This window comes from Paenibacillus sp. FSL H7-0716 (assembly GCF_038002705.1).
GTDB classification, from domain to species: Bacteria; Bacillota; Bacilli; order Paenibacillales; family Paenibacillaceae; genus Paenibacillus_AQ; species Paenibacillus_AQ odorifer.
This window is the reverse complement of record NZ_JBBODA010000012.1, coordinates 119132-135010: the sequence shown is the minus strand read 5'-3', so window position 1 is coordinate 135010 and position 15879 is coordinate 119132. Positions and strand designations below refer to the sequence as shown.

Below are 15879 nucleotides of genomic sequence, written 5' to 3'. Positions count from 1 at the left end.
TTTCTTCACAACAAATTGCGCAATTTGTTTAGCTTTTCGATGAAGGTGAGGTGGAAGGAGGGTGGAGATGGAGGTTATCCAGGGTAAAGTGGATCGTTACATGAATACCGAAAGATCACGTGAAGCTATCATGTCCAAAGAGGAATTTACCCGGATGTATGATACGTACTACCAACGTGTTTACAAATATATCTGTTATCGGATTAATAACCACCACGCGGCAGAGGACATATGCAGTCAGGTGTTTGAGACTGTGATGTGTAAGTATTACAGTTTTTCACAAGAAAAATCGAATTTTGAGGTGTGGCTGTTTGCCATTGTAAGAAATGCTGTGACGGACTACTTTCGGGCGCAGAAGAAAAGAAGCTATACCTCACTGGATTCGTTGCTGGAGCTTATATTTCCCAAGCCGTCTCCTGAGGAGCTGGCGATCCGTGAGGATAATAATCAGGCACTGTTCAAGGCGCTCTCCAAGCTACGTGAGAAGGAACGCAATATCATTGCAATGAAATATGGGGCTGGGCTGAAAAATTCCGAAATTGCACAGATCATGGGCGTTAGTGAGTCCAATATCGGTGTCGTAGTATATAGAAGCTTGAAAAAACTGCATATTTCCTTAAAGGCAGGAGGGTTCAAAAATGAATAAGAAAGATGATCTCACCAAATTCAGCAAGACCATAGAACGGCTTGAGAATGCCGAACAGGGCAGCACTACCGCCAAAGAAAGAATCTATAACCGCTTGATATACAAATTGGACCATGGGGCTCTTAACCCCCAATCAGAGATAAAGGACGGGATAACGATGAAAAAAAGCAGCTGGAGAAATGCAATAGTGATTGGCAGTGCAGTAATTTGTTTGGGTGGAGCTTTCTCTGCAACCTCCTATGCACAGGATATGTTCCAGTCGATCATGGCAAAGTTTGAAGTGGGAAATCTCGAAATCACGCAATACGATAAGGAAATTCCTTCGGCTGCACAGTCAATGACTCCATCTGAAGATGCCCAAGGCGGGGAGAATGCGGTCATTGAATTGCCGGTTGCAGCTAAGTTGAGCCTAGATGAAGCACGTGCAGCACTTGGCATGAACTTCCCGGCACCCGACTGGATGGGAGACTATGAGTTTGTGAATTGTGTTCTTCAGGGGACCAGCATGGTTGAAGTGCAGTATAACTCCGGGGATAAAGCTGTTAATTTCCTAATCTCCAAGGGCGGAGACAATGGGATCAGCACTACAGAAGAAGTGAAGACAGAAGTAATCAACGGGACTAAAGTTTATTTTGCAAATGGAATTGTAATTTGGGAAGAGGACGGCTATACAGTAGAGTTGTATTCCCAAGTAGATTTTGATCAAGCTACACTAGGGAAAATCATTGATAGCTTTAACATTGGTGCGCCTGTTCAGCCTTTAGAGCAAGGTGAAGTGAAGGAGAACTTGCAAAAGAATGGAGCAGCGGTTGCAGCTCCGGCTCCGGCTGTAGATTCAAAATAAAAGACTTACTCCGGGCAGCAGCAGCCTATAGTTACACACAGAAGACGCGAGGGGATTCGTCCCCTGAGCGTCTTCTTTTTTGAGCACACTTTTATAGAACGTTCCCCAACCATTGCCACCCCCCAAAAACAAAAGTATAATTGATAATGATTATCAATTAATGAATGAATAAAGAGTTAAGTGCATTTATATAAGCAGTAAAGAGGTGACAGCATGCAAAAACAATCGCAAAAGACGGATTTAACTGAGGTTAGAAAATATATAGAAGAGAATTTCACGAAGCACCTGTCTTTAGCACATTTAGCTAATCTTTCTGGTCTTAGCTCCAGTTATTTTTCCTCGGCGTTTAAACAGGAATATATACAAAGTCCAATGGAGTATGTTACCCAGCTGCGGATTCAAAAGGCTAAACAATTATTGCAAAAGGAAGATGTTCGCTTAAAGTTTATAGCAGAGGCTGTTGGATATAGTGATGAGTTTTATTTTAGCCGAGTGTTCAAAAAGGTCGAAGGGATATCCCCAACGATGTATTCCAGCCAGCAAAAATCAAATATCGGTGTTGTAACTGGGAATATGATGGGGTATCTACATGCGGCAGGAATCATCCCGTTTGCTGCACCTTTAAGTGCAAAGTGGACACCGTACTACTATAATTTGTGGGCGCAAGAAATCGAGCATAAGGTAACCTTGACGCAAAACAAAAATTATTGCAGCCCAAATGAGCTATTGCATTTGCCAATTGATCTTCTTATTTCCCCCAAAGATTTGTCGTCAGAGCTGGTAAAACAGATAGAGAATCATTTTCCAATCTATTGGCTGGATGATAAGCAAGATTGTTTAGTAGCCTTAACTGAACTTGCTGCCCGACTAAATAAACAAGAAGAAGCGAAACAGTGGATCACGCAGTATAGGGCAAGATTGGAAGACGTTCGGCGCAGGTTAGACTGGGCCACTAAACCACCCAGAGTTCTAGTTATACGTATCTATCAGCAGCAAATCTTTGCTTATTGTAATACAGGCATTCAGCATCTTTTATTTCAGGATTTGGGAGCGGAATCTAGTTATGAGCAGTCCGGTCTATATAATACTGAGATTACTTTTGATGAATTAGGTAAATTGAAGGTAGATAAGCTGTTTACGATTATCTGCCCCGATGATGAGTCACGAGCAACTTGGCATCATTTGCAGAGAGATGTTGGGTTTAGACAGTTAGAGGCTATCGAACAGGGACAAATCTATGTTATTCACTCCGATCCTTGGTTTGAATACTCTCCGGTGGCTTTAAAACGAATGCTAGAGGAAGTTGCAGTAATGATGATACCTTGAAAATGTACATGTCTAATCATAAGATGTTACATGGTCAATGCGTCCTATCTCTTATACACTCAATACTGAGAATGATTATTATTGAGAATATAGGAAAGAGGGAAGGTCTATCATGAAGGGGTTTAATACAAAAACAATAAGTTATGTTGTAATGGTTGGTTTATTATCCATTCTACTAACAGCTTGCGGGGGCAATAATACAGCGAATCAGCAAGCAACAGATACTCCAGTAACAACCAGTGAAGCGAGCGCAACTGCAACGGATGAACCAGCTGTACAAGAAACGGAAGCAGCGGCTAGAGAGGCGTTTGTAGTAACTGACCAAGTAGGCAATACAGTAAATATTCCGGGGACTGTACAAAAGGTGTATGCCCCTGGTTTAGAGGATTACTTAGTTACGCTTGGTGTAACCCCAGTAGCCCAATGGTCCACGGGTGAAAGACCGCAGCAGTATCTACAGGATACGTTAAGTGGTGTAAAAGAAATCAGCTTCGCTAATGGTGTTCCCTCTCCAGAATCTGTAGTAGATTTGGAGCCAGAATTAATTATATTCCCCACTGCTTTTTATGCACAAAATGGTGTTTATGAAAACTACTCGCAAATTGCTTCAACTTATGTGTTTAAGAATGCACTCGGCAATGTAGTGGAAGCCACAGAAACGATTGCGAAATTGCTAGGTTTAGAGGATAAAGCAACAGAAGCTATTGCTGCTTACAATACAAAGCTGGAAGCAACTAAAGCACAGTTAGCCAGCGTTTCTGCCGGTAAAAAAGCAATTTATATTAATGCGAATGCCCGCGCAATCTTTTTAGTGGGTAACTTCCATTACGGGGGTTATGTGCTGAGTGAGCTAGGTTTTGCCCAAAGTGCTCTTGTAGAAGGTGAAATGTCCGCTGATATTTCGCTGGAGATGCTGTCTGATTTAGACGCGGATTATATCTTTATTAACGATAATGATGGTCTGGGAGATGCCTTCCTGGCAGACATTAAAGCTAGTCCTTTATGGAAGGCGCTGCCGGCAGTTCAAGCAGGTAAAGTGTTCGAGGTGGATGGCGATCACTGGAGATCCAGTGGATTAATTGCTTATCAAAAAACGATGGACGATATTGTAGCGTTCCTGCTGCCATGATTATCAAACCGTACGTAAAACCAAACTATGAAACGATGCTGATCACGAGTAAAGCTAATCATAAGGACTATGAAATTTTTATTGCCAAACCTTTGGATGAGCCTGCAAAAGATGGCTACGGTGTCATTTATGTTCTTGACGGCAATGGACTTTTTGAAACCGCTGCTGAAATTACCCGATTGCTAACACGTAAGCCTAAAGGCTATCCACCCGCGATGGTTGTTGGCATTGGTTATCCTGGAGGTGAGGCGTTTGATACCGTGCGTCGAACCTATGATTTAACCATGCCAGCCGAGCTCGCGAATTTACCGAAACGTCCCAACGGCGAGCCTTGGCCAGCATTTGGCGGGGCAGATGAACTGCTAGCTTTTTTTGAAAAAGAGTTAATGCCAGCCATTGCCCAGCGGTTCGTTATCAATAAGCAGAAGCAAGCATTGTTTGGTCATTCCTTTGGCGGATTATTTGTTCTGCATGCGTTGTTTACACAACCCACCTTGTTCTCACATTATATTGCAAGTAGTGCGTCCATCTGGTGGAATGATTACGCACTTTTAAAGGAGTATGAGAGTTTTAAAGCTGATTTACACAGCAATACGTTAAGTCAGTTACCTAAAACACTTATGATTGCCGGTGGAGAAGAGCTGGATTATATGGTCAAGGATAGCTTGGATTTATGTAACAGCATGATGGCCTTACACCTTCCAAGCTTTGAAGTAAGCTGGGCATTGCTTGCGCAAGAGGAGCATGTAAGTGTAATCTCGGGTGCGATTAGTCGGGCCGTCAAATTTTTGCTTACCACATCCTCTGACTTGCGTTAGAAATCATATTATTTTGCATCTGAGCTGGCCCTTGGCTGGCTCTTTTTGTAAAGTGAAGGGAAAGGGTTGGAAACATTGGCCGCAAATGTTCAGAAATCACCACTAGCAGGAGAAAAAAAATTCTCCTTTTTAGTATTGCTAATCTTCATGCTCCTCCTATTAATAGGCGTATTAGTGCTTGCTATGGCCCTTGGCGCGAAAAAAGTACCCTTCGCAGATGTATTCATGTCGATCATCGCTTTTGATGATAAGGCTTCTACTCACCAGGTGATCCAATCCATTCGTTTGCCCCGGGTACTTGCCGCTATGGCAACGGGCGCTGGATTTGCAGTAAGTGGAGCAATTATTCAAGGGATTAGTCGCAATCCTTTAGCCGATTCGGGGATTCTTGGGTTAAATGCTGGGGCCGGGGTCACGTTAGTTATTGCTATGCTTTTCCTGCCGACGCTTACATTTACAGGTACACTTTGGCTCTGTATTCTAGGTGCGGGATTAGGAGCGGGTTTAGTTTTTAGTGTTGGCCTATTAAGTAAACGAGGCATGACGCCTATTCGGCTTGTACTGGCGGGTGCTGCCATCTCTGCTATGCTAACTGCCCTAAGTGAAGGAATAAGTATCTTTTTTTCAGTGGCTCAGCAGGTGGCTTTTTGGTATGGAGGAGGTTTAAGTGGCATTAGCATGACCCATCTACAGCAAATGTTGCCTTGGATGCTTCTTGCGCTATTACTTGCCATCGTAATTTCAAAGTCGATTACTATACTATCTGTAGGGGATGAGACAGCGGAAGGGTTAGGCGTTAATATTAAACTTATCAAAAATCTTTCGCTTTTAGCCGCATTCATGTTAGCTGGGATTTCATGTGCTATAGCTGGATCTGTAAGCTTTGTGGGCTTAATTGCTCCGCATTTGGTACGTTACATAGTGGGTGTGGATTATCGTTATATTATTCCATTATCCGCGATTCTGGGAGCCACCCTTGTTGTGCTTGCTGATTTAGTGGCACGTATCGTAAATGCCCCTTATGAAATCCCTGTAGGAGCTGTAATTGCGGTTATTGGTGTTCCGTTCTTTCTATATTTGGCACGTAAAGAAAGGCGGGAACTATAGTGAAGCTAAGATGGAAATTTATAATTATAGCAATCATTTTACTGCTAGGCTTTATATATAGTGTATCTACTGGTCAAAGCAGCTTAAGCTTACAAGAGTTATGGCAAACCGTATTGGGAAATGGAACACCGAGGCAGGAGCTTGTACTTTTTCAGTTCCGTATTCCACGTATGATCTTGGGTTTTCTAGTGGGTGGCGCGTTGGCAATAGCAGGAATGCTGCTGCAAGCTATAAGCCGAAATGCTTTAGCAGACCCGGGTATACTGGGGATAAATGCTGGTGCTGGATTATCCATGATGTTATTTTTGCTGTTACAAAATAGCTCAACCGGCTTACATACTTATGTTCAGCCCTTGTACGCCCTATTGGGCGGATTTATCGTTGTCGCTCTATTATTTATGCTTTCCTATGATCGTAATCAAGGCATTATTCCCATTCGATTAATTTATACAGGTATTGCTGTTGCGGCTGCGATTAGTGCATTTATGATTGTGTTAACCTTCGTACTAGATCCTTCGCAATATCAGATGATCAAGGTGTGGCTGGCAGGGAACATAGGGAATAGTAATTGGAGTCACGTGTATGCTATGCTGCCTTGGTTACTTCTTATTGTGCCTTTATTAATTCGGAATCATCTTATATTGGATGTGCTAAGGCTTAACGATCCTGTTGTCATTAGTTTAGGGGTATCTTTAAATAAATATCGCGTTTGGTTTTTAGTATGTAGTGTATTATTGGCGGCACCAGCGGTTGCCGTTAGTGGAAGTATTGGATTCGTAGGTTTAGTAGTTCCACATTTAGTTAGACGACTCTTTCGTGGCCATAAAATAATGATTCCCGCATGTTTATTAATCGGTGGCGGATTAGTTGTTATTGCAGATGCGCTTGGTAAAATGGTGGTAGCCAATACTGAAATACCAGCAGGAGTGATCGTGGCTTTAATCGGTGCTCCATACTTTTTATATTTATTGATTAAAAGTGAATAATTGAAAAAACTTTGCGATTGGTGCTGGATATAAAAAAGAATGCCTTGATTATGCTATAATCCAAGGCATTCTTTTTTATATAGTTTTTGTTTTCAGCTTTTCTAAAAGATCTTTCCACCAGTAAATAGATTGCTCTAGTTGAGAAGCGTAGTAGCTTTCCATGAAATCTACGACGTCACGGGTGGAGCTATCTACATCTATTTGCTGGTAAATTTGATTTAATTGATCTTTTTTTATAAGTGACTGTTCAATTTTCTTCTCGATAATCGGGATCACTTTATCAGTCTCTACAAAACGAAGATTCACAAGAGCAACAATCATATCTGAAATAGATTCTGCATCTTCTATTACCTTATAAATTTTGAGCGGGAGCTGCTTGCGCCCTTTATCGGTAATGGAAAACACCTGTTTGTCTGGGCGATGTTCTTCTTTGATAATCTCTACCTGTTCAACTAAGCCCTGTTTCGTAAGGGATTCAAAATGATAATATAGTTTGCTTTCAGACAGATTTAGCAATGTATCAAATGGAATAGGGGTGGATAGTTCTTTTTTTAATTTATAAGGATAATTATTTTCATCCATTAACTTACTTAAGATATAAATTTGAATTGACATCACAGAACCCACTCCTAATTGTTGGCTAAACTCTATCTTACCAAACCTAGGCGGTTATTTCAGCTGTATTTTTAACTTCAACGGGCAGTATAGTTTCTTTAGTCAGAGGTACAGATTTATGAACAAACCGGACGATAACAATGTTAATCATCATAGCCCCGGCAAATACGCCTGCTAATCCCCATAAGAAGGGTGCTGGACTAATAGAACCAAACATTTGTGCCAAATAAGCTTGCACAGAATAATACATCGGGGTGATGCGGCCGAACCAATCGTATGGTGTATACATCATATCACGAGGCATGGTAGCACCATTGGCGATGGTTTGCATGAGCAGGATCGGAATATTTAAGACCATACCGCCTTCGCCAACTAGGAAGACCATAATCGCACACACGTTAAATGCAGCCATATACATTAGAATTTGCTGAGCAGCAACTGGTAACAGTAAGGATAGGTCTACATCTGCAACAGAGAAGGCAATGGTTAAAGCAACGACTGTTGATAATACAGCGATTAATAAAGCTGTGAGTTGAACGAACATAAACAGTTTTGTCTTGCTTGCCTTCCCGCGGTTCGCTTTAAAAGAAGCAACTAATTGCATGGAGGCAATCATTGCCCCAACATAACCAGCCATAGTTAAGAACATAGGTAGCATGTTGTTGTGCATGCCGTCCGGAACATCATTGATGACAACATAATTCCCGACATAACTATTTTCAATTTGTGTAGCCATTGCGGTGGCTTGTTCTTCTGGTACGTTAAAGTTCATTAACACACCTTTTGCGGTTTGCTCTGAGAAGTTCGCGCTTAATTGTTTGTTAATTTCCCCTACAACGGAAGACATGGCTGAAGATACCATGGTGGCAGAAGCTTCGTTGACTGTGAAATCAATACTTGCGGATACCTTACCGCTTTGAACGTTGGCGGAAAATTCTTCTGGAATATGGACAACTAGAGCTAACTTATTATGTTCTAATTCATCCATCGCCTTTTTATTCGATACATCGGTTTTTATCGTTTTGAATGGTAAGCTCTCTGAGAACTGATTCGAAATCTGAGCCCCATATTGACCGGCATCATCATTGACGATAGCAATTTTTAAATCATCCATGTTCCCTGGAAGTGCTGTATACCCTGGTAAGAAAATACCAAGCATCGCAATGGCATAGAACACACCCATAAAAATAGAACCAATGGCCCCTTTGGACTTCAAAAACTGTGAAAACTTCAACGGTATACCTTCTTTCTTCTGAATAACACTTTTATTTTAGTACTCCAATTAAAGTACTTTTAACTGAGTGAGATTTATAGTACGATAATTCATTATAAATGTCAAATTTAAGATACAATGGGTAAGTAGTGAATGATTAAAAAATGAATAACTGAAGGGACTTCGAATATGAACAAGGTTATTGTAATTGGTGCAGGGATATTAGGGGCTTCAGCAGCTTATCAGCTAAGTAAGTTAGGTGCTGAGGTCATCATTATAGATCGTAAGGATGTTGGACAAGCAACGGATGCAGCAGCAGGGATTATTTGTCCATGGTTATCTCAACGCAGAAACAAAGCATGGTATCGTCTTGCTAAAGCGGGAGCAAGCTTTTATCCGGCACTTATTCAAGAGTTAGAAGAGGCTGGAGAAACCGAGACTGGATACGCAAAAGTTGGAGCGATATGTATCCATGAGGATTTGAAAAAGTTACTCGCGATGAAAGAAAGAGCGGAGCTGCGCAGAGAGGACGCCCCTGAAATAGGGGAACTTACGATGCTGACGGATCTTGAAGCACAAGAGAAGTTTCCCTTATTGTCGGAAGGTTACCATGCGCTTCATGTATCCGGTGCAGCAAGAGTGGACGGTCGTGAATTACGTGATGCTTTGCTAAGAGCGGCACAGCGTAACGGTGCGCAAATGATTGAGGGCGATGCTATTTTAGAGTATGCTGATCATGAAATTAAAGGGGTTCGAGTAGGAGAACAGACATTCACAGCCGATGAAGTGATTGTGTGCGCAGGGGCTTGGTCTAACGCTTTGCTTCATCCGCTTGGGATCATGCTCCAGGTGCGTTATCAAAAAGCTCAAATTATGCATTTGAAGCTTGCTCAACAAGCGAGTACAGAGCAATGGCCTGTGGTAATGCCGCCTACAGATCAATATATCCTTGCGTTTGCGGATCAAAATATCGTTGTAGGTGCTACTCACGAAAATGATGTCGTAGGTTATGATACTGCTGTAACCGCAGGGGGAATGCAAGAAATATTAAATAAAGGTCTGCAAACGGCTTCCGGCCTTGCGGATTGTAGCCTAAATGAGATAAGAGTAGGGTTCCGTCCTTTTACTGCAGATTTTCTTCCCGTGTTAGGCAGGGTCCAAGGATGGAATAAACTAATTGTTGCTAATGGACTAGGGTCATCCGGATTAACGATGGGACCCTTTCTTGGTGAGCAGCTAGCCAAGCTGGCCATGAATCAACAGGTAGATATTCAGCTTGAAGACTATGCATTAGAGCATGCAATAAATTGATGAGTACGAGCACGAATGGAGGGGAAGTCCAAACATTCACCGCAGTCACGCACTTACTTTAATAGAAAAATCTTAACTTCAACTAATATAGCGAAGGTTTTTTTTATCCTTTATACTGAAAAGACCAATTAATCTTCCTAGGAGTTGTCTAACGAATCATGATAAAGAAAGAAGTCGCGCATATACGCAAGCAATTTAAGCTGGATCACGATTTAATGAGTATTTACGATATTCTCAACGTGTATATTATGAAGGAAAGCAACGAGATCTATCATTGGGAGCGCCAGCCGTTTGGAATGGTGGACAGAGAGAAGCAGGAGCTGTATATGGGCAATTTCAAAAAACTCCTGACCGGTGAACTGGATCAGAAATTGTTCGAGTTGAAGTTTCAAGCGGAAGCGGAGGAGCCAGCGCAGGTGATGCTTCATCAAGCTTTGGTGACAGGGGATCCGGATGAATGGCAGGACCTGATGCTGCTGTTGGTGGACAGAATGATGGCGGATACTCATTATGAACGGGATACGGTGATCACTTTCGTTCGCGGACAGTATTTCCGCCCGACTAAAGATAGAAACGATGAAGCCGAGGAAAGTGAGAAAAACGAACTATTCGCGCATCCTTTTATCCTATGCAGCGTGAATTCCACGGAGAAACAACGGAAAGCTCTCTTGTTTGATTACGTGGAGCGGGAGTTCAAGTACAATGTCATTGTAGATCCGATTGTCAAGTTAAGTACGCCGGAGCAAGGTTTCTTTTACCCAAGCGTGACGGACAATTATTCCGATGTGAACCGCATTCTGTATTGTACGGGGAAATCGAACTTCCCGGATCCGCATTTTGTCGGAGAGGTCTTGAATGCCGAAAGATCCAATACGGCTCTGGAAGAGAGAGCTATATTCGAAGACATCGTGAAGGAAGTGGCGGGCGAACAGCTTGATGCAACCACTCTCGCACAGGTGTACGAGGAGATCCATCAGGTCATCGAAACCAACGACGATAAGGAAGAACCTCCAATGCTCGATTATAGAGATCTGGAACGTGTACTGACGGTAAGTGGCGTAGAGAACGTGACAATGGAAAAAGTGGAACGGGCGTTTGAAACGATCGTTGACGATAAGCATTATGAGATGAAGGCGAGCAGCGTAATGCCGAAATTCACTACCAAATCGATTAAGATCGATACAAAGGTAGCTACGATTTCGGTCAGCCCGCAGGATTTAAAATATGTGAAGCAAGTGAATTATCATGGGAGACGCTGCATTTTGATTGAGGTTGACGAAGATGCCGTGATCGAAGGATTCACACTTACTACAGAGAATCTTTAGACCGCTTCAACAATGTTATGGGCTATCCTTAAAGTCTTTGAACAAGACTAAGGATAGCCCAATTTTTTTTGTGTCAAATACGGTGATTAAAGATATATTCGATATATTCTTTTGCGCTAGTATTAATTTCTTCATCGCTGGCTTGGAATGAAGCTCCAAAAACAGCAAAGTACGGTAGGGCTTCTGCGCCTACATGTTTGGCACTGGCGTTAAAGGGTGCGATCACTTCGTCTACGGTAAAAGAAACAGAGCCCTCTGGCTGATAATTTTCTTTTTTATCACCAATGGACAGGGCCAGCCCTAACTTTTTCCCGTTAAGCTTATTCCCGTTTGATCCATAAGCCCACCCGTAAGCCAACACATCGTCAAACCATTTTTTTAATAGCGGCGGATAACTGTACCAATACAACGGGAATTGAAAGATCACATGGTCATATGCTTCCATTAGATTCTGCTCTCTAGGAACATTAATATTCCAGTCAGGGTACTCCTTATAAATCTCATGAAGGGTAATGTCGTTGGGATATAATAGCAGTTCTTCTTTCCAGCGCTGGTTGACCCTCGAATTCTCAAGGCCCGGATGCGCCAAAATCACTAGTGTTTTCATGATGAATCTCCATTCTCAGGCCTATACTATTTATGAATATTATTATTATCTTGCAGGTTGTAAAAAAAGAAAATACACACAATAAAGTAAGATGGTTACTTCGAGGTGTGTACTGGACTCCGAAAAAAATATATGCAACAATGAAGTTTTAAGTAAGCTTAATTTGATCAGCATGAACGAGGTGTTATTCTATGAAACAATATCATCTAGGGATAGAGGCAACACTAGAAATCATCGGCGGAAAGTGGAAAGCTTTGATCATTTGCTTTTTGATGTCCGGTGCCAAAAGAACAAGTGAATTACAGCGTAATATTCAGGGCATCTCACAAAAGGTTCTGATCCAGCAGCTTCGTGAACTTGAGAGGGATGGGCTTGTCAAAAGATTCGTGTACCAGCAGATGCCGCCAAAAGTTGAATACAGCCTCACGGAATATGGCGTTACAGCCAATAAGATCGTGGATGTTATGTGTTCTTGGGGAAAAGAAAATATAAAAATAAGACAAAGACGAGGAGAAGAGATCGTCTTGTTGGAGGATACATGTCCTGGAGCAAATTAAAGCAACAACTGGAAAGTTTTCTCTGTCCTGCGTTATCCGGCAAGGTTGAATATCGTGCAAGCAGTTACCGTTATTTACCTGATAAATCAGGGAGCTGTTATATTTCGGTAGATAAAAAGAACGTACTCAATATGAATGATAGAACTAGCTCAATCAGATGGTATCAGACGGAGCAGGAGATTAAGAATGATTCAGAACTCCAAATTCCAATCCATCCTGAAGACATCGAAGCGGTTAGAAAAGATAGTAAAGGGATCATCCCGGAGGATCGTCTAATAGTCATTGCAAGAAGCAGAAAGATATCAGAAGTTGCAAAGGAGCTTTTGTCAGCACAGACCTCATTAAGTAAATCGAATTTTATCGTTATAGCTAATAATTTTTTATCTACTTCTATAGAGGAAAGCATAGAGAGCGATGATATCTTATTGAATATTCTGGCTTTAGTGGACAGACGGGTTGGGAAAAAGCGGATTTTAAACATGAGCGAGAAGATGCAGTTAAAGCATCCGATTGTGCAATATTTTTATGAACTACGGCGTAGTACATTGTGAATACAGGAGAGGAACCCATAGGATGGAACTCAAAAAAATAAATGACTCTATTTATTATTTGGAAAGTGTCCGAGAAACAGACAGACCTGTTTTGGGATATGTTTTAGGTGACAGCTTTTCAATTATGATTGATTGTGGCAATTCAAAATCGCATTTAGATGCCTTTATAAAGTGTTTGGATGATAACAATCTGCCACGTCCCAAATATGCTTTGATCACGCACGTTTGATAAGATTAAGGTTAGCACAGGAAATATTATTTTCGAGGATGCTTTAACGCTGGATTTAGGGGGCACCACTTGCCAGATTATAAAGGTAGGAGGGCCACATGAAGCGGGAGTTTTATTCGCAGGTGATGCACATAGCGGGGATTATTATCATGGAGAAGGTAAAATTGATCCGATAAAAATGAAAAAATATATTGAGTTTTTATCGACTCTTTCATTTACTACGTATATCCCGGGGCACGACGCCCCTATGAGCAAGGAAGAAATCATTCCCTTGTTAAATAGATTTTGTGAGGTCAAGTAAAGGCTAGCCTTATCACATAACAGCTTATTTTATTAGGTGAATTGTTAGGTATGAATTCGGTAGTGTACCGGACGCATGCCTTTTTGTTGTGCCTGATGGGGCAGTTCATAGGGGGTGGCTTATTTGCGTTTATTGGGAAGCAGCGTTACGATTAATCATAAGCAGCCTTGCTTCAAACCCCTCCTGAGCTATTAGAAATCTTAGACGAATTATACATCGATGGCTGGGGACATGTACAGAAAGGGAAACAGAAATGGATAAGAAAATAAGCGTAGAGAATCTAAAACTGACACCACAAAATGATACTTATTATATTGCTTGGAGTATCGGAGTCGATAAGAAGTATAAAAAGCATATGAAAAAAGAAATAAAGAGCCAACTCACAGACGTTCTAGGATCCATGACTCAAAATAATGCTGTGGAGGATATTTCAGTTTACAGTCATAACAAAACAGCCGAAAAACATGGAGAATTCATTATATGGGATTATCTTATCCTAATGCAGATCAAGGAAAAAGAAGATGCCGAAATCATTTTACCTAACTTGAAAAATGTGAATATACCTTTCGTGCTCGAAACAATCCGTATGGAGTTACTTGTAACTACACCAAACAGTACGTACCCTACACCAGGGGAAGGCGCGAGAAAACGACATGTAAAGCCATTTTATGCAATTGAATATGTCGATGTTCAGCCTAATCATATAGATGAATTCCGGGACATAATGATTAACAATAACGGACCGGCAATGAAGTACATAATGGAGGAAGCGAGATGGTGTCATAATTTTTATGCATTAGAAACGCTGACTGTCTTCTATCATAATTCAAGTTATCCTACTTGGAACCAGATTCATGTTATAGGTTTGTATTTGGAATCAATTTTTCTATATAAAAAAGATTTCTCAAAAGGGCTGGCACTGACCCACAGCATTTCATTTGAAGAAAACTTTGCGCAGTTAAAGAAGATAAGAACCATGTTATATAAAACGATCGGGAGAAAGTTGATCTAGAATAGACCAATGGATCATACCCACCCCGTAAACTCCAAAATAGAAGCTTTAGCGGATTGTGCTTCGGATTGTGCGCCTTTACGCCATTGTTTAGGTGACTCACCCATAAGCTTGGAGAAACATCGGTTGAAGCTGGATATGGACTGAAAACCGACTTGCTCAGAGATGGAGAGAATGGAATCGTCCGTACTTTTTAACTGCTTGCAGGCCTCTTCAATACGGGTACTGTTTAGGAAGTCAAGAGGTGCGGACCCCATAATCTCATGGAATTTCCTGCGGAAATGAGTGGTACTTAGGTGGCACAGATCAGCTAAAAAATCGATGGTAATCGGCATCATGTAGTTTTTAGTGATGTATTCCAGAACGGGTGAGATGACAAAATCGCCCTTCAGGCTATGCTCTGTTTCTTGACTAACCAAGGGCTCATTCCGGGAATGAATTCTAAGAAGCTCTATATAAAGCGATAACAATAAGCCGTAGGCACTTTCTTGATAGTAAGGATTTTTTTGCTTCAATTCCTCTAAGACCGATGTCGCAAGGGTATAAACCTTGGGATGTTCCTCTTTGTTCAAAATACAGTTTGTTCCCTTAATTGCCCACAGATTCGGCTCAAAGTTGCTGTAAGCGCTCTTGAAGGATTGCTGAAAAAGATCCTCAGGCGAAAAAAAGATATAAGACCACAGACTGGCTTCATTCGGCGAACTATAAGTTGTATGAGGGAGATACCTAGGGATGAAGGTCACATCTCCGGCTTTAAAAGGCACAGATTCTCCTTTGATCTCCATGATGCCGCTATCCGAATGGCAAATGCCAATCTCCAAATGATTATGGAAATGCAGATGTTCACTTTTAATATCAGAAATCTTCCAACGTTCACCGCTTAACAGCAAGATAGGAAAGTTTATCGGTAAGCTGTAGTGGCGGTATTCAATGATGGGCTTCTTTTTTCTGGGCATATTCTCAATACTCCCATTCTTATTACGTAGGTTGAGTAGATTATAGGTTAACGTTATATCAAATTCAACTATATAAAGAGAACTTGATATTATACAATTTGGGAAAAAAGTGGCGGAGGAGAAGTTTGGAACTGTAGGAGCGTTAGCGTCCGCCTTTGTCAGCAGATTTCCACCGCGAAGAGCGGTATAAAATCAAGAAATTCTTACGACAACAGCGGCCGGAAGTCCAAACATTCTCTGTAGTCACGGCCAATCCCGAAATATAAGAACTACTAGTTAATGGTTGAAATTGCACAGTTTAGTTATGAATATGCTTAGAATCAGACCATTTTACTACTTACAATAG

The 15879-nt window shown here is 41.5% G+C and carries 17 protein-coding genes; 13 read left to right on the top strand and 4 right to left on the bottom strand.

Going from position 1 to position 15879, the window contains the following annotated elements:
- The first annotated feature begins 67 nt into the window (after positions 1 to 67).
- The 7 genes from MHH60_RS17035 to MHH60_RS17005 all read left to right on the top strand — a co-directional run bounded on the left by MHH60_RS17035 (position 68) and on the right by MHH60_RS17005 (position 6856).
- Positions 68 to 646: a sigma-70 family RNA polymerase sigma factor gene (locus MHH60_RS17035; protein WP_081389069.1), complete on the top strand. Its 579-nt coding sequence runs from the start codon at positions 68 to 70 to the stop codon at positions 644 to 646.
- Positions 639 to 1490: a hypothetical protein gene (locus MHH60_RS17030; RefSeq protein WP_076136872.1), complete on the top strand. Its 852-nt coding sequence runs from the start codon at positions 639 to 641 to the stop codon at positions 1488 to 1490. Before MHH60_RS17035 ends, MHH60_RS17030 begins: the two co-directional genes overlap by 8 nt.
- Before the next feature lie 213 nt (positions 1491 to 1703).
- On the top strand, positions 1704 to 2816 hold the full coding sequence (locus tag MHH60_RS17025; RefSeq protein ID WP_076136870.1) for a helix-turn-helix domain-containing protein: 1113 nt from the start codon (positions 1704 to 1706) through the stop codon (positions 2814 to 2816).
- Between the two features lie 112 nt (positions 2817 to 2928).
- Positions 2929 to 3945, top strand: a complete 1017-nt coding sequence (locus MHH60_RS17020; protein WP_076136868.1) for an ABC transporter substrate-binding protein — start codon at positions 2929 to 2931, stop codon at positions 3943 to 3945.
- Entirely contained in the window at positions 3942 to 4763 is an 822-nt protein-coding gene (locus MHH60_RS17015; RefSeq protein WP_076136866.1) for an alpha/beta hydrolase, read from the top strand. The genes MHH60_RS17020 and MHH60_RS17015 overlap by 4 nt, the downstream gene beginning before the upstream one ends.
- A gap of 66 nt (positions 4764 to 4829) precedes the next feature.
- Entirely contained in the window at positions 4830 to 5870 is a 1041-nt protein-coding gene (locus tag MHH60_RS17010; protein ID WP_076136864.1) for a FecCD family ABC transporter permease, read from the top strand.
- The gene (locus MHH60_RS17005; protein ID WP_162164281.1) at positions 5870 to 6856 is read left to right on the top strand and encodes a FecCD family ABC transporter permease; all 987 of its coding nucleotides are present in this window, start codon (positions 5870 to 5872) and stop codon (positions 6854 to 6856) included. Before MHH60_RS17010 ends, MHH60_RS17005 begins: the two co-directional genes overlap by 1 nt.
- Positions 6857 to 6931: 75 nt before the next feature.
- Here MHH60_RS17005 and MHH60_RS17000 read toward each other — a convergent pair whose 3' ends face one another.
- Complete coding sequence (locus tag MHH60_RS17000; RefSeq protein WP_076098721.1) at positions 6932 to 7471, bottom strand: PadR family transcriptional regulator; 540 nt, start codon at positions 7469 to 7471, stop codon at positions 6932 to 6934.
- Between the two features lie 46 nt (positions 7472 to 7517).
- A complete protein-coding gene (locus tag MHH60_RS16995; protein WP_076136862.1) occupies positions 7518 to 8705 on the bottom strand; it encodes a YhgE/Pip domain-containing protein in 1188 nt (395 codons plus the stop codon).
- 168 nt (positions 8706 to 8873) lie between these two features.
- On the opposite strand from MHH60_RS16995, the gene MHH60_RS16990 reads away from it, so the two are divergent.
- Entirely contained in the window at positions 8874 to 9995 is a 1122-nt protein-coding gene (locus MHH60_RS16990) for an NAD(P)/FAD-dependent oxidoreductase (RefSeq protein ID WP_076136860.1), read from the top strand.
- Between the two features lie 158 nt (positions 9996 to 10153).
- Positions 10154 to 11320, top strand: a complete 1167-nt coding sequence (locus MHH60_RS16985) for a DUF4317 domain-containing protein (protein WP_036684821.1) — start codon at positions 10154 to 10156, stop codon at positions 11318 to 11320.
- 73 nt (positions 11321 to 11393) lie between these two features.
- Here the strand turns inward: MHH60_RS16985 and MHH60_RS16980 are convergent, their stop codons facing one another.
- The gene (locus MHH60_RS16980) at positions 11394 to 11927 is read right to left on the bottom strand and encodes an NAD(P)H-dependent oxidoreductase (protein WP_076136859.1); all 534 of its coding nucleotides are present in this window, start codon (positions 11925 to 11927) and stop codon (positions 11394 to 11396) included.
- 191 nt (positions 11928 to 12118) lie between these two features.
- Here MHH60_RS16980 and MHH60_RS16975 point away from each other — a divergent pair, with 191 nt between their 5' ends.
- From MHH60_RS16975 to MHH60_RS16960, 4 genes are all read left to right on the top strand, one after another.
- The gene (locus MHH60_RS16975; RefSeq protein ID WP_076128545.1) at positions 12119 to 12484 is read left to right on the top strand and encodes a winged helix-turn-helix transcriptional regulator; all 366 of its coding nucleotides are present in this window, start codon (positions 12119 to 12121) and stop codon (positions 12482 to 12484) included.
- Entirely contained in the window at positions 12466 to 13035 is a 570-nt protein-coding gene (locus MHH60_RS16970; protein WP_076136857.1) for an SF0329 family protein, read from the top strand. Before MHH60_RS16975 ends, MHH60_RS16970 begins: the two co-directional genes overlap by 19 nt.
- A gap of 22 nt (positions 13036 to 13057) precedes the next feature.
- Positions 13058 to 13264, top strand: coding sequence for a hypothetical protein (locus tag MHH60_RS16965; RefSeq protein ID WP_076136855.1), 207 nt, complete (start codon positions 13058 to 13060; stop codon positions 13262 to 13264).
- A gap of 554 nt (positions 13265 to 13818) precedes the next feature.
- Positions 13819 to 14577, top strand: a complete 759-nt coding sequence (locus MHH60_RS16960; RefSeq protein WP_076136853.1) for a hypothetical protein — start codon at positions 13819 to 13821, stop codon at positions 14575 to 14577.
- A 14-nt stretch (positions 14578 to 14591) separates the two neighbouring features.
- Here MHH60_RS16960 and MHH60_RS16955 read toward each other — a convergent pair whose 3' ends face one another.
- Positions 14592 to 15533 (bottom strand): helix-turn-helix domain-containing protein, encoded by a 942-nt coding sequence (locus MHH60_RS16955; RefSeq protein ID WP_076136851.1) that lies wholly within the window; start codon positions 15531 to 15533, stop codon positions 14592 to 14594.
- Between the last annotated feature and the right edge of the window lie 346 nt (positions 15534 to 15879).